General features: G+C 46.6%; 14 protein-coding genes. 4 read left to right on the top strand and 10 right to left on the bottom strand.

Going from position 1 to position 13,889, the window contains the following annotated elements; all coding sequences use genetic code 11:
- Positions 1-112: 112 nt before the first annotated feature.
- The 10 genes from ACOCLE_RS00715 to ACOCLE_RS00670 all read right to left on the bottom strand — a co-directional run bounded on the left by ACOCLE_RS00715 (position 113) and on the right by ACOCLE_RS00670 (position 11,040).
- Positions 113-661, bottom strand: coding sequence for a pilus assembly PilX family protein (locus tag ACOCLE_RS00715; protein ID WP_419535098.1), 549 nt, complete (start codon positions 659-661; stop codon positions 113-115).
- Positions 662-672: 11 nt separating this feature from the next.
- Positions 673-1,701 carry a PilW family protein gene (locus ACOCLE_RS00710; protein ID WP_419535097.1) on the bottom strand — a complete coding sequence of 343 codons (1,029 nt, stop codon included), beginning with the start codon at positions 1,699-1,701 and terminating at the stop codon, positions 673-675.
- Positions 1,698-2,177: a type IV pilus modification protein PilV gene (gene pilV / locus ACOCLE_RS00705; protein ID WP_419535096.1), complete on the bottom strand. Its 480-nt coding sequence runs from the start codon at positions 2,175-2,177 to the stop codon at positions 1,698-1,700. The genes ACOCLE_RS00710 and pilV (ACOCLE_RS00705) overlap by 4 nt, the downstream gene beginning before the upstream one ends.
- Entirely contained in the window at positions 2,174-2,701 is a 528-nt protein-coding gene (locus ACOCLE_RS00700) for a GspH/FimT family pseudopilin (RefSeq protein ID WP_419537273.1), read from the bottom strand. Before ACOCLE_RS00700 ends, pilV (ACOCLE_RS00705) begins: the two co-directional genes overlap by 4 nt.
- A gap of 199 nt (positions 2,702-2,900) precedes the next feature.
- A complete protein-coding gene (locus tag ACOCLE_RS00695) occupies positions 2,901-3,308 on the bottom strand; it encodes a type IV pilin protein (protein WP_419535095.1) in 408 nt (135 codons plus the stop codon).
- A gap of 1 nt (position 3,309) precedes the next feature.
- The gene (locus ACOCLE_RS00690; protein WP_419535094.1) at positions 3,310-8,079 is read right to left on the bottom strand and encodes a pilus assembly protein; all 4,770 of its coding nucleotides are present in this window, start codon (positions 8,077-8,079) and stop codon (positions 3,310-3,312) included.
- A gap of 45 nt (positions 8,080-8,124) precedes the next feature.
- The gene (locus ACOCLE_RS00685; RefSeq protein ID WP_419535093.1) at positions 8,125-8,649 is read right to left on the bottom strand and encodes a pilus assembly PilX family protein; all 525 of its coding nucleotides are present in this window, start codon (positions 8,647-8,649) and stop codon (positions 8,125-8,127) included.
- Positions 8,650-8,747: 98 nt separating this feature from the next.
- On the bottom strand, positions 8,748-9,797 hold the full coding sequence (locus ACOCLE_RS00680; RefSeq protein WP_419535092.1) for a PilW family protein: 1,050 nt from the start codon (positions 9,795-9,797) through the stop codon (positions 8,748-8,750).
- Positions 9,794-10,306 (bottom strand): type IV pilus modification protein PilV, encoded by a 513-nt coding sequence (pilV, locus tag ACOCLE_RS00675; RefSeq protein ID WP_419535091.1) that lies wholly within the window; start codon positions 10,304-10,306, stop codon positions 9,794-9,796. The genes ACOCLE_RS00680 and pilV (ACOCLE_RS00675) overlap by 4 nt, the downstream gene beginning before the upstream one ends.
- Before the next feature lie 110 nt (positions 10,307-10,416).
- Positions 10,417-11,040, bottom strand: coding sequence for a GspH/FimT family pseudopilin (locus tag ACOCLE_RS00670; protein WP_419535090.1), 624 nt, complete (start codon positions 11,038-11,040; stop codon positions 10,417-10,419).
- A 371-nt stretch (positions 11,041-11,411) separates the two neighbouring features.
- Between ACOCLE_RS00670 and ACOCLE_RS00665 the strand changes: the two genes are divergently transcribed.
- The 4 genes from ACOCLE_RS00665 to ACOCLE_RS00650 are packed head-to-tail and all read left to right on the top strand — an operon-like array spanning position 11,412 to position 13,877.
- Complete coding sequence (locus ACOCLE_RS00665) at positions 11,412-11,894, top strand: GspH/FimT family pseudopilin (protein ID WP_419535089.1); 483 nt, start codon at positions 11,412-11,414, stop codon at positions 11,892-11,894.
- Complete coding sequence (gene pilV, locus ACOCLE_RS00660; protein ID WP_419535088.1) at positions 11,885-12,322, top strand: type IV pilus modification protein PilV; 438 nt, start codon at positions 11,885-11,887, stop codon at positions 12,320-12,322. The genes ACOCLE_RS00665 and pilV (ACOCLE_RS00660) overlap by 10 nt, the downstream gene beginning before the upstream one ends.
- A gap of 5 nt (positions 12,323-12,327) precedes the next feature.
- Positions 12,328-13,392 (top strand): PilW family protein, encoded by a 1,065-nt coding sequence (locus ACOCLE_RS00655; protein WP_419535087.1) that lies wholly within the window; start codon positions 12,328-12,330, stop codon positions 13,390-13,392.
- Between the two features lie 5 nt (positions 13,393-13,397).
- Positions 13,398-13,877: a PilX N-terminal domain-containing pilus assembly protein gene (locus ACOCLE_RS00650; protein ID WP_419535086.1), complete on the top strand. Its 480-nt coding sequence runs from the start codon at positions 13,398-13,400 to the stop codon at positions 13,875-13,877.
- Positions 13,878-13,889: the final 12 nt, after the last annotated feature.

The following is a 13,889-nucleotide window of genomic DNA, read 5'->3' as shown; positions in this document are numbered from 1 at the left end:
CTGAATAACGATAAAATACTTGCAACAACACACTTAAACATTGGTGAATTTATCCCAAGATAAGTGCATACCTTAATTAAGGTGACATCTCTAAACCGATCCATAGTTATACTCACCATTTATAAGTTGATTGTAACATTACTCTTGCACCATCATTTGCCATAACAGACAGTGCAGTTATCCGATAAATTCTTGACCAATCCCCTGGATTCGCCGGACTTGGTGTTACACCTGTAGGATTTCTTGGCACGTAACACAAAAACTCAATTATATAGCGACCTGCTAAAGCCCCACTTACACTCGTAGCAGTTATATGTCTTGTATTATCAGTCCAAATAGCGGCTAGTTCCCATGGACGCTGATTTCCTGACCTACAACTGACAGTACTGGTTCTATCACTGCCATTAAAACAAAGGCCATTGGTGCAGTTATTATCAAATAGAGAGACATCTGAACAGGCCGTATTCTCACGAATGCACTGCTCTGCCTCAAGCAAGATGGTTTCAGCAGCAAAAAAAGTGGCTTGCTTTGTTCTGAAATTAGAAGAAGTACGCTGCTCCAGACTTGAAAACTGTACAGATGCTAACCCAGCCATAATCATCAATGTCATAAATATCATTGTATAGACAAGTGCGGTTCCTTGTTCGTACTTCAAATTCATTCTTCGCACCTTTAGTTCCGTACATCAATCGTCATCACATACTCTCTTCTTAAAAAACGATCGGTTGGTGTAACCGTCGAACCATCAAAAAAATAGTCTCTAGGAGATGGCACCAATGCACTATTACTTCTGGTTAGAAGATGAACTCTGATTGCCGTAACTTGCTGCCAGTCATCGTGTCGAAAGGTTCTGTCGCCAGCACGAATAAATCGATTAACAGAGCCATTTCCATTGGTATCCATGCCGTAATAAATTGTCATACTTTCAATCCCGCCAACAACAGGAAGAGCATTGGCATCTACCAGAGATTTTCTATATAAAGTACTCACTCCATTCGCGGGATCAGGCTTGATAAAATAAACAACTGAATCGAGAGGCCTCATTGAACCAGGATTAAAAGAGATTGTTCCTCCAGAAACAGAGCCATCATAACATTTAAAGTTGCCCCTTAAAGCCACTGAGCAATTACTGAACTGTGCTGAACCACCTGTTGTATAAGAAAGAGTATTACCAGTAGTAGCGGTTGTATAAACCAAGCTGACTTGTTGACAGTCCTGCCTGACAAAACCAACAGGAAAGTTTGCTGCGGCCGCAGTCCCCCAACCTACATCAAAAGTTACTATTCCAGTAGTGACATCGTGATTGGATACATTGAATACAACATCAGGAGACAACTTAAATATAATGATTCCTTCTGATGCCGAATTTGCATCAACCATATTGACAACATCAGCTTGACTGATACCCTGAATTTTTTCTTCAGTGATAATCCAACGATCTAAGGCATCCCTGTTATTCATTACATTCGATGTATCAAAATCATCACTACATCCTGTGTATCCAGCCTGGCGAATGTCATTTGAAATCGAATATAGCGCGATCCTTCCAGATTCCTGCATAAGACCGAACTGGTAATTTAACTGATCGGACAAGCTTGATGATGTAAAGAGTCGTATAGCCACCGTAATTATAAACAAACTAATGAGCATTGAAATTATCAATTCAATCAAAGTAAACCCATTACGATAGTTACTATTCACACTCCCCCCTGCAAAACAATAGATCTCCTAGAAGAGGTAGCTCCCTTAATATCATCAAAAAATATGGTAATAGTATATGATCTTCCTTCAGGAGTATCAGTAAATGTTATTGAACCATCGCCATTTGGTAACTGACGATTAACAATGAACTTCCACTGATTAACATCATAACTTGCCAACTCAGCAGGAGTGCAAGTTCCAATAACACAGTCGTTAGGATAAGCAGTAGGTATAGACCCTATAGCTACCGTGTAACCTGCCCCATCCACAGAAACAACTCGGTTAGCTTTAATTCGATCCAGCATATCATAACCTAAGGCATTGGCTGTATTATTAAAGTAAGCAATTTGTCCGTAAGACAAACTCCTTGATTGAATGGCTGAAATACCAAGCATGCCAGACGCCAGAATCAATACTGCAATTAAGACTTCAATTAATGTAAAACCATGATCCTTGCTAATCTTTAAAAAAGTCATGGACAAGTTACCGCATTATTTTCAGCCACCCGTCCTGAAATATTTACAGCAATACCTCTGACAATGCTTATATCTCCGTTAATATCACAAATTCTCAGATTTCCCTGAGCACCTGCCAAAACATCACCCTCTCCCCGAAACGTAATACTTCTAGTACCAGTCCATGTCAAATTGGCCACTCTTGGAATTGTTACCACTTTAATCAGCTGATCAGCTCCTGCATCTAAAACACCATTAGCATCAACATCCAAAAAAATTATCCATCCGTCATTCCATGAGTTAGAAGTGGCCAAACATGTTGCACTGTCATTAGATGGACAAACTGTTACATTACCACCCTGTTTCATCGCTTCAGCCCTGGCAAAAAACAAACTGGAAATCAAGGAACGCTGAATTGAGTCAAAATTTATTGAATTCGATACCCCTTGCAATCTTGGAAGCGCTATAGACATAACAATCGAAATGATGAATATCACAATCATCACTTCAATTAATGTAAATCCCTTGTAGACCTGAAGTGGCATCACTAACACCCTTATCAATCCCTTAGATAAATTCTAGCAATAGTTTTTTATATTTATTAACTATCAGTAAGTATTTAACAAACATCTCCTACTGACAGAAAACCATCTTTTTTTAAAAAAAATATTTTTTCCACAATAGAAACATTCATTTATTGGCTAACCAATAAAAAAATTAAAAAAAACAACTTAGATCAAAGTATTATTTCCAACACGACTCAGGTGCCTGGATTCCAAAATGATCCAGAGTCAGTGCTGTACAACCTGAATCACTTGCTTGAACTTCTGTAGTGATGGCTGTCGCCGTCAGGGTAAATGCAGAACCATCAGCTTCAACGCTGATCGAGTAATACCCTTCTGGAGAGCCACTCCCACCCAGGTTATCAATAGAGTCGGTATAGGTATGATTTATGGAGTACCAGCGCTCCTGAGCCGCAGCGGCAGCCGTCAGGCCTGACCAGGCATCGCTGCGTCGAACTTCATACATATACTGGCTATATGATGGGTAAACAATTCCCGCCAGAATACCAATAATGGCAACAACAATAATCAGCTCAGGTAATGAAAAACCCTTTTCATGACTCATTGCCATTGGTTTGCCTCTATTCATATTAATCAATCCATGGAATTCTGAAAATCTGCCACCAGCTCTGCCGTCCTTCCGAACTGAAACTGTACTCAAGATTCGTTGAGGTAATGCTTCCTCCCGCTCCCTGGGTCACAGCAGTCAGCTTTCCATTTTCTCCCTGGTGCGCCACCGGAGAAGAAGCATAACCAATGCCCAGACTCACCTTATCCAGTGAACGCTCAACTTCCAGATTATCCACTGGCACACTGCCCAAAACGGCATCGGGCGACGCAGTACCGGTTAAGTAATGCACAGAATACAGAGAGCTAGTACCATCAATGGAGCAACTGTCTGCTGGTGGGCTGTATTCAGTAAAGAGGATTTGAGAGAACAAGCGGGCAGCCTTATTCACACTGCGCCCCGAAGGATCAGAGCCATCGAAACTGAGGGGCAACTTCCATCCCCCCTGCTCAGCCACCACATCCTGTAAGGTTCCAAAGCTGTTGATGGTTTGGGAGCCTACAGTAAATGATGTGTAAGAGGAGCCTGACCTCTTCAAAACATCGCCATTGGTAAAGACAGCCACATCGCCTACATTGACCAGGTCACTCTGACTTACAGATGCATAGGTAAACTCTCTGGTACTGTTTAATGGCTCCTTAACACCATAAAAATAGTTGGCTGCTGTATCACGATTATCGCCATTAGTGAGCAACCGCCCTGTACCAGAATATACCCAGAAGCTGTTTTCATCGGTCACCGTCATGGGGGGCGCCATAATCGGCTGCCCGGCATCCATAAACACATTCAGGCTGGAGCTGCCCAGCGTCGATGTCAGCCTGAGCCTCATCAGCTTCCCGCTCAAACTGACTCCCCCGGTCTCAACCGTGCCAAAGTAAACGGCATCATCCTTGTAATCCCTGTCCCAGTCTTCCACAACCATATCTCCTGCATAAGCCGAAGAATAAGAGGTTGCCAGGGGGGCAAAGCCAGGCACAAATCCCTTATTACTCAGGTCATAAACAAAAACCTGTAAGTTCTGATCCGACGTTCCCTGCTCCAGGGCTGATCTCAAGGCAGCACTACTGCTACCTGCTGGTCCGGAGCCAAACACCAGATACCATTCATTTTGTGATGGATCGCTCCAGTCCGTCTCTCCATTGGCATTAACACCAGCCTCACGTCTTTTAACCAAGGCGGGTCGTGAAGTTGTGAACCCCAGATCGGCATGCGTAATTTCAGCCAGCAACTCGGGTGGCTGCTCCGGATCAGTGATATCCAGTACAACCCAGGCAGAACGCATGGTTCGAGTTTCGCTATCGATGGTGACATCAATATCACCTCCACCCAGCCTCATACCCACCACCAGGACTGTTCCCCAGCCACCAGGGTGGGTACTGTCATCAGAGAAGATATTGGCATCAAAAACCAGTGGTTCTGAATCCATGTAATAGACATGGGGATAATCCGTTTCAGTGAGCCAGCGAAGATGGGGTAACAGGTTCATGGGTGCATAGCTCCAGAGCTCAGCACCCAGCGGATGCTGCACCTCACCATTACTGGTTGTACGCTGGTAACTGTAGGAGCTCTCTTCCCAGAACCCGCCATTAAAGGCATGAATCAAGCCATCATTGGCCCCAACGTAGAGAACATGCCGACGGTTAAGGTATTGGTTGTGGAAGGTTCGATAGCTGCTGTCGTTGTAATAAGAGTCATAACGACTGTCCGGTGCGGCCACCAGTCTGGGGGTTGAGTGAACGATATCGCCAAGACGCCAGACATCATCAATACCGTCTTCATCAAAATCGATGGTACGGGAGCGGGTTCCGACCACTTCCTCTCCCCGAACATAATTAATGACAGTAGCTACCTCGCTGGCAGAGATGCCCAGATACCCCTCATTTCCAGTAAAGGTTGAGGACATAAAAGGCAGCTGTTCTCCATCATCCACCTGCTGATTATTATTGATATCCAGCCAGGTCAGCATATGTCTGCCACCTGAGGCTAGCGCGCTGTAAGTCCGCTGACTGGTCAGATTGGAGAGTAAAGACAGCTGTTCTCTGGCATCCCAGATGGTTTCCAGTGACGAAAGTGGTTTAAGAGCCCCGTCTGCGGATAACGTTACACCAAAGTCATTGGAGGTATATCGCTGAACCATTGTCTGTCCAGCATTAGGATCAAAGAACAGTTCAACGACTTTGTCAGAGCTATAGTCATCAAGCTGGGCATTACCATTACCGTCTTCACGAATATAACCTTTGCTGTCAATAAATAATGAATGCAGTAGCCCGCCCCAGCTAATGGATTTGCCATCGACCTCCAGACTGGGTTGAAACAGCGCCTGATACACGGCACCGGTTCCCGTAGAACTGTTCGCAAACAGTGCAGCATTGGTTGCTGAAGATACCCGGCTCGAAATATCGGATAGCACCTGTTCAAGCTGCTCTGCCAGAAGCGTTGGGTTTCGGGAGAAAAAGAAGTTATCTGGAAGGCCATCAGAGCCAACGGCTCCCGTTTCATTAACTCTGTTATCCCACTCCCTGTAGTCATTTGCCTCTGGAATGCCATCACCATCAAGGTCAAAACCGGGAGTCTCATCACCATCCAGATCAATGAAGCCCCCATATTTGGCGGCAAACCATATGGGCTTGGGTAATATGATCGCTGCACTACCAACCACGGCATCAAAGATTCGTGTAACCGCCGTGCCCTGCCCCTGAGTGGTTGCTGAGCCGGTATCGACTGCAAAAGGAATCTGGATACCATCCTGTGAAGTGCCTGTCACCGTGTAGGAATACCAGGTTTCAGCTCCGGCATTCTTGGCTTCCTGCCGGACTGAAATCTGAACCTGAGACTCTCCAATGGCTGGCGAACAGGCATCGCCGATGCAGTACTCAATACTTGAGCTGGCGTCGTAGTCATAGTCGTTTCCCCACAGAGAGTCTTCCCAGGTGAAGATAAAGCGCCCACTTTTAGAGTCCGCTGACAGGTAGTCCACCACCACATCCGTCAGCGAACACTCACTTCTACTACTGTGAGCCTGGCATACCGGCTGAAAAGCGACTGTTTTTCCGCCAACATCCAGAGAAAATGAAGGGACATTTTCACTCACCTGAATAACATAGCTCTTTACCGACTGAACGCCATCCAGATCTTCCCGAAGATCCGTTTTCCGACCATGCCAGGCTAAACCAGCAATCTGGTACCCGCCCTCAAGCTGAGGGAGCTCAGGGCAAATCCCCCGAATATCTGAAAGTCTGGATATTTCCGCTTCTTCACACTGCCGGTCGCCACCATTTTTATCGACGAGATAAGTTCCCGGAAAGCTGACCGCAGGATTCGTAGCCGCCTCAATAACCCCGACAGCATCTGTAAGAGTGTCGACTCCAGAGGATCCATTAATCCCGGGCACATCATTGGCTGCACCAAACTGATCGGCATCAAATGAATTCAAGCCGGTGGAAAGCAGAATGATGGAGCAGTTAGCGCAGGGGTTGTCTGACGTTTGAGGTGAAACCCAGTTCGCAGCAGTGATGCCCGGAACAAAATAGTCATCATCCTCTGTGTGATACTGATTCGAAGGCACCACTTCGCCAGAAAAATAGCGCAGTGCCTCCAGGTACATCTCTGCAAGGGGGTTCCCCCAGTTGCTGCAGTGACGGCTGGATGTCAGGGATCTGGCAAGTCCTCCCTTAAATGTATCCACTTTAATCCCATAGGTACTGCAATCCAGGTATTTGCTATCACTGAAACTGTATTTGGCAATTCGGAACGTATTAATGTGCTGAATAATACCATTTACACTGCTGTTGAACTGTCCGGTAGCGAGAATGACTTCATCGTTACTGGCATCTTCATTGCCCGCCAACCGGATAATATTCTGACGAAGGACACCACCGGCAATATTATTATCATAACCACCACTGATCAGACCAAAACGAATGCCCCCACTTTCCCCATACTTCTGCAACAAACCTGTTGGTTTACTGACACCAGATGGGTACAACTTGCAGCGGCTTTCATTACTATCATCTTTCCCGCTGACACAGCTCTCAACGTAAACACTGTTTTCAGCCAGAACCTGACTATATGGCGGGCTGTTAGGATCACTGGAGCTCCACTGACACTGTCTGACTTCCGTTGATGCCCAGCGCGGCCAGGTATCTGAAGCCACCCTGACAACCGGAATACCATTCTCACTGGCTGCAACACTGCAGAGGCTGATATCACTATTGTTATAAGGGGTAAAATTTTCTGTTGGAATGCCAGAAACACTGCTTCGGTAAACCTTAACAAACGCATGAACATCTCTGGGAATATAGGCTCTTTCCAAAATGGTCTGACTGATAGTATCGGTGGTGCGTTTGCCCCCAAACAGCACGGTACGAATAACATCCATCCGCGTCATGGTGGCCCAGTTCAGAAAGTTACCGCTCCAGGGAGCCTGAGACGTGGTGCAATAATGCCGGTTATCACCAGTGGCTTCCGCTACCGGTGAATAGCGCCCGGAAGCGTATTGATAGCACCAGTTACTGTCGAAGTAACCCAGATAATCAAAACTGTCCACATAGCTGGTATCCAGCCGTCCATCCGAATCCAGGTCGGTATAATCGCTGTACGCTTTTTTGAAGAGCTCATGGTCAACGGACATCACCAACATGACCAGTGGATCCGAGGTGTTACTGACTAAAGGTGGCGTTGCTGCATAATCACTGGAAACAGCTTCAGCACTGGCCCTCAAAGAAAACAGCAACAGCAGTCCTAGCAATATGCATTGCTTGAGCGTAAATCGTTGTGAGGTACATCGATCCATGATCACCTCCACTTCCCTGTTAATATTCCACAGTTAACTCAACTATCAGCTGCTCTTCTTATACGACGATTGAAGCATGACCCGTGAATCACTGGAACCACCCGTAGCCAATGCCGTAATCCGGTAAAACTGAGCCCAGTCCCCTTGGTTAGCCGGGTCTGGTAAAGGCCCGGGAGCTTCCTTAGCGATATAGCAGCGAAACTCAATAATATATTTAGCCTGAGCCGATATACCGCTGATAAAGACCGTAGTCACCCTGTGCTGGTTGCTATCACTCCATACAGTACCCGTCAGCCATGGCTCAGAAGTACCGGGTTCACAGCTACCTATGTCGTTAATATCATTTCCAGAAAAACAGTATCCATCGTCGCAGCCTACACTGAAGCTAGATAAAGCAAGCTCATTGTTGGCAATGAAGTTTTCAGCTTCCTTCAGCGCCGCCTCCGCAGCGTAAAAAGCCATCTGTTGATCCTGATAATTTCCACTCATCTTTTCTTCAAGGGTTGCCATCTTTACGGCGGTTAAACCGGCAACCGTAATGACCAGTAACATCACCAGGCTAACCAGCAATACACTACCTCGCTCACACTCTGAGAGAGTTAATAAAGGGTGTTCATCAAGAGCAGCAGAATACGGCTCTAACCGAGGTGCATCAGTGATATGCCTCATCAAAGCCCCCGATTCCTTAATTTAATGGTTTTCATAAAGCTTCGGCGAACGTACAGATCGTCTGGTAATACTCGCTGGCCTGCAAAGAAATAGGCCTGTGCCTCCGGAGCCACTTCAGTAAAACTCCGAACCAGCAATTCAAGTTTGATGGTAATTATGTTCAGCCACTCATCACTGTAGGGTGTCATTTCACCAACCGACATATACCGGTTGGCAATACCATCATTATCACTGTCCACCCCGTAGCGAACACTCAGCCCTTCAATGCCTTCAACCAGCGCTTCCGCATTGATGCTATTACCACTGGCGTATTCCCCCGCAAGTTTCCGGTAGAGTGTTGGCACATTGTTGCTTTCTCTCAGATAAAAGGCATAAGACTGTAAAGGTGCCAGTTTTGACCCCTGGTGGTTTATATTGCTGGAATCCACTGTACTGCCATGACAGTTGAAGTTGCCCTGTAGCTGACTGATGCAGTTGTAAAGGCTGCCGCTGGCAGAAGCTGGGTGGGTAACCACACTGTTCGCTGTCGAAGCTCCTGCTCTAAAAACAGAAACCTGCCCACATCCCGGTGAAATCAACGCCAGAAGATCACCTTCATCGTAACCATGGCCACTGCTTAGAGTGACTGTTGCCGTTCCGGCATTATGTCCACTGACCACGACTGCCTGATCACTATCAATACTATGGATAACGATTGCTTCCGAAATCGCATTGCTATCCAGTTGTTCCTCAACACTATTTCCAGAAGGGATGCCCAGAACTCCTTTATCAAAGTGCATCATCCACTGCCGGTTATCGGTTTCGGTATATAGAAGATTCGCTAGATTGGCCTGGGCTGGACAACCTGTATAGGCTGCGGTACTGATACTCTGACCGAGAATATCAAGTGCCAGTCGGGCACTTTCCTGAACTCTTGCAAGTTCATCCTGCAATGCCCACGAGCGGCTGGATGAGAGAACCAGATGACCAACCCCCGCAAAAAGAACCAGTCCAAGAGCCAGGGCAATCATCAACTCAACCAATGAGAATCCTTTCTCAACTCGTTTCATAATACCCCCCTCAATACGACATCATTGAGAGGAACCCGGTCACCCATATCAGGAAAGCTGAGGCGAATGATATAAGTGCGAATATTCCCACTGTCCAGGAAAGAAATAGAACCCTGACTGCCCGGAAGCTGACAAGCCAGTTGGAACTTCCACTGCAGAACATCGTAGGCAGCCATCTCCTGAGGGTTACAGCTTCCTGCTTCACAATTATTGGGATAGCTACTTTCAATGCACTGACTGTATTCAAGGTCATTCAAGCCTACCTGATAACTCGTACCACTTTTGGCCAGGCTATTGTTGGCCTGAATACGATCCAGCATATCGGTTGCCAGAAAGGTTGCCTGTGATTGCACATAAGATGACTGGTTATACTGCAGGCTACTGCTGTGTACACCGGCCATTCCAAGTATGCCAATGGTGATCACCAGTAAACTGATCAGCACTTCGATCAATCCGACACCGCGGTTTTTTTTCTCAATATTTTTTCCCCCCTCAAGACTCAAATGCATAGAGGGACATTTGTTAGCCTTGTATCTGTATCCCCGAATCTTTGGGATCAATACAGTTGTTTTGTTCCCGCCTATCGCGAACGGTGAATCAGCAACAGAAAAGTAATTGCTTAACTGCATGATCCCTGCTCCTCCGTCCGCAAACGTCCTGTCATACTGATAACAATCGCTTTCGAATCACTGTTGTTTTCCTGATCACAGATCTGGAAAGTACCAGCCTGAGTGGTCTGCCCACGGCTATTGAAACGCAGGCTATAGCCCCGGTTCCAGACAATTGAGATAAGGTCTGACTGCTCTGCTACTCGACGAATCAGCTGGTCGCTGTCATTCAGTAACCCGTCATCACTTTCATCCGTAAAGATAAGCCAGCCATGGTGCCAGCCAGCGTTATTTTCATCACAAGTGAGATCATCTACGGTACTGCATAGTGAAACCGTCCGCTGCCGCTTGATCGCTTCCGACCTTGCCAGCATCAAGCTGCCATACACTTCATCCGTCACATTATCGATCCGGTTATTAACGATTAGCGCCTTCATACTGGGAGCAGATACGGCGATTAAAATTGCAGCAACTGACAGTGACACCAGTAGCTCAATCAGAGAAACCCCCAATGACTTTGATGGAATAGAGGCAACTTTTGAGGTGGGGAAAAAAAAGAAAGGGCCATAGCTCTCACAAGTACTATGAGAGCTGACAAAATGACGCGTTGTGAAATGCCTAACCTTGTACTTCATCGCCCAATCCCTGGCATTCAGTCTCACCTGATGTGTTACCGACCCCGATCTTAAACCCTGAAATCGGATGTAATCGTTAGTCAGATTTTCACACTGCAAAACATAGGTGCTTTTCAACCATTATTAAGCCCATAAATAGAAGTGGTTACGTTTATTCTATTAAAGGTTTTTTTCCTGTGACCAATGGTTCACGAATAGACAAAAACCCCGTAACTATCGAAGAAAAGCCGGCCGAGTGCTTTTTAGGCAACACGATGCAGCTCATCGCTTTTCAATGCCATTGATCGACTTTTATTAGACGAAAATGACGTCCTATGACCTAATGCGCGCGAACTCATTTAATACAGTGTAAACCTGCTCATACACCAATAATGACAAAATCATTCGCTAACGGATTTACGCTGCTTGAACTGGTTATTACCGTAGCAATACTCAGCATTCTGGCCGCCATAGCCTACCCCAGTTTTGAAAGCAGTATTCAGGACAATCGACTGACCTCACAAACCAATCGACTACTTGCAGCCCTTCAGTTTGCCCGTAGTGAAGCCGCTGCCAACAACACCACTATTACGGTCTGCAGTTCCGGAAATGGCCAAACCTGTGATGGCAATAACGGCAACTGGAGTAATGGCTTTATCGTTATGGAAGGAGCCACAGTCCTACAGGAATTTGAAGGGCTGGAGGGCAACAATACCGTCAGGGGAAGCGCTCAAATAGCTTTCAGCGATCGGGGAACGCTTGCTAACAGCATTCAGCTAAGTCTTTGTGACAGGCGAGGCAACGACGCAGCCAGAGGCATCTGGATAAACGGCGCTGGTCAGGCAAGAGTTGGAGGAACACCTCAATGTATTTAAGGACAAAAGGCTTCACTCTGATTGAGGTTCTGGTCGCCATGCTGATTCTCAGCATCAGTTTATTGGGTATGGCAGGGCTGCAGATCATGAGCCTTCAGTCCTCTGGCAGCTCGCTCTCTCGGAGCCAGGCAACCATGCTGGCTTATGACCTGGCCGAAAGAATGCGCCGAAACTCTGATCAAACCGGCTTTTATATAAATAATCTTGATCAGACGATTACTTCCCCAGACTGCCTGAGCACCGGCTGCTCACCCGAAGAGCTGGCTAGAGAAGATATTCTCCAGTGGCAGACCAGTCTGCAGGATATCAATGGCACAGCAACTATTGCCTCGATCAATAATGAAATCACGCTGGAAATCATCTGGAGCGAAAGCCATTACGGTAATGGCCTGTTAGACCAGTCCTATGAAATGACCTTTGAGCTGTAATTAGCATGGAAAGACTACAGTTTGCCCGCTCTCAGCAAGGCATCAGCCTTATTGAGCTGATGATTGCCCTGACACTCAGTTCATTACTGATGCTTGGGGTCATGCGAATGTTTATGGACAGTTCACGCTCCAACGCCTCAGACAGTGCGCTGGCACAGGTACAGGACAGTGCCCGAATCGCCATGGAAATGATCAAACGAGATGTTCGTATGGCGGGATACCGAGGCAGCTGTGTCTCTGCAGATGCGGAAGTAACGCCAGGCTCTCTGGTAGACTTCAGCAGTCAGTCCGTTATTGGTGTAGAAGGCAATAATACCAACAGCGATACACTGGCGATCCTGACCGCAGAAGAACTGGTGCGACCCGACGATTTTACCAACCCAGGCAGTCCTCTGAACCCCGTTTACGTTACGGCTTTTGATAATGCGGGAAAGATAAGCCTGAGTAATGATATTTGCTATTCATCAGATGACGTATTCCTGATTTCAGACTGCCGTCAATTGGCAGTATTTTCTCCACAGGAGTCACTTTATGAGTGCAAGAATGACCCCAGTGAAACGACCACTGCGAACAGTATGACGGCTATTGGAGCAGGGAATAATACTATTTCTTTAAAAGACTATGTTGTTCCGCCCGAGTGCAGCACCGATGTTACCACCTGCCCGACGCTTCATAACCTTGGTTCAACCACTGGCCTTATTTATGACATTCGGAATTCTGGTAGAAATGGCTCCGACGGCTCACCACTCCAGGCCTTGTTCCGGGATGGAGAAGAGATGGTAGAAGGTGTCGAAAACATGCAGGTGCTATACGGTGTCAGGGACGGGAACAATATTCGTTATACCTCAGGATGCACCCAGGCAAGTTTTGATAATGGCACCTGTAATCCTGGCAATACCTCGCATATCCGTATCAGCCTGGTTGTGGCCTCCAGTAATAATGTCACCAACACCAATGAGCAGCGGGTGTTTGACATCCTGAATCTGAACAATAACACCACATTAACAACCAACGACCGACGCTTAAGAAGAGTCTTCACCACGACCATACAGCTTCGTAACCAGGGGTAATCACTGTGACCATCAGGGGGAGTCAGCAGAGTGGCAGACAGCAGGGCGCCATTCTGTTTATCTCATTAATCATTCTGCTGTTAATCACCATGGTTGCTATTGGCAGTACCCGCCTGTCGACAATGGGACAACGGGTTTCAATGACCTATCAGCTTCAGAATACGACTTTTCAGGCTGCCGACAGCGCACTTAGAAGTACGCAGCGTTTACTGGAAGAAAGTGCCTTTGCTCTTGAACAGGCGACAAATGGAAACTTTCAGCCTGATCCCTACGAATATACCAACGGTACGAACAACCTCACGGTGAGAGCGGTTACCGAAACCACACTGCGGGAAAAAATATCAGACTCTGGCAGCAGCCTCGGCGTAGGCAAAGGTTTGCCACAGACATTTATATATGAAACCACCAGCACCGCACGGATTGATGGGTATGACATCGTTACGGAGCTGGAACAGGGTTACCAAATCAGAACACTGGATCAATAACAAGGCAGTTTT

It is taken from the genome of Endozoicomonas sp. (assembly GCF_965196975.1).
GTDB lineage: Bacteria > Pseudomonadota > Gammaproteobacteria > Pseudomonadales > Endozoicomonadaceae > Endozoicomonas.
Note: the sequence above shows the minus strand (reverse complement) of the source record. Positions and strands in the feature narration are given on the sequence as shown.

Bases quoted from the DNA above. Each gene is read 5' to 3' on its own strand.
- pilV (WP_419535088.1), top strand. From the start codon at position 11,885: ATGTATTTAAGGACAAAAGGCTTCACTCTGATTGAGGTTCTGGTCGCC.
- ACOCLE_RS00680 (WP_419535092.1), bottom strand. From the start codon at position 9,797: ATGAAACGAGTTGAGAAAGGATTCTCATTGGTTGAGTTGATGATTGCC.
- pilV (WP_419535096.1), bottom strand. From the start codon at position 2,177: ATGACTTTTTTAAAGATTAGCAAGGATCATGGTTTTACATTAATTGAA.
- pilV (WP_419535091.1), bottom strand. From the start codon at position 10,306: ATGCATTTGAGTCTTGAGGGGGGAAAAAATATTGAGAAAAAAAACCGC.
- ACOCLE_RS00695 (WP_419535095.1), bottom strand. From the start codon at position 3,308: ATGAATAGAGGCAAACCAATGGCAATGAGTCATGAAAAGGGTTTTTCA.
- ACOCLE_RS00700 (WP_419537273.1), bottom strand. From the start codon at position 2,701: ATGCCACTTCAGGTCTACAAGGGATTTACATTAATTGAAGTGATGATT.
- ACOCLE_RS00670 (WP_419535090.1), bottom strand. From the start codon at position 11,040: ATGAAGTACAAGGTTAGGCATTTCACAACGCGTCATTTTGTCAGCTCT.
- ACOCLE_RS00655 (WP_419535087.1), top strand. From the start codon at position 12,328: ATGGAAAGACTACAGTTTGCCCGCTCTCAGCAAGGCATCAGCCTTATT.
- ACOCLE_RS00665 (WP_419535089.1), top strand. From the start codon at position 11,412: ATGACAAAATCATTCGCTAACGGATTTACGCTGCTTGAACTGGTTATT.
- ACOCLE_RS00715 (WP_419535098.1), bottom strand. From the start codon at position 661: ATGAATTTGAAGTACGAACAAGGAACCGCACTTGTCTATACAATGATA.
- ACOCLE_RS00690 (WP_419535094.1), bottom strand. From the start codon at position 8,079: ATGGATCGATGTACCTCACAACGATTTACGCTCAAGCAATGCATATTG.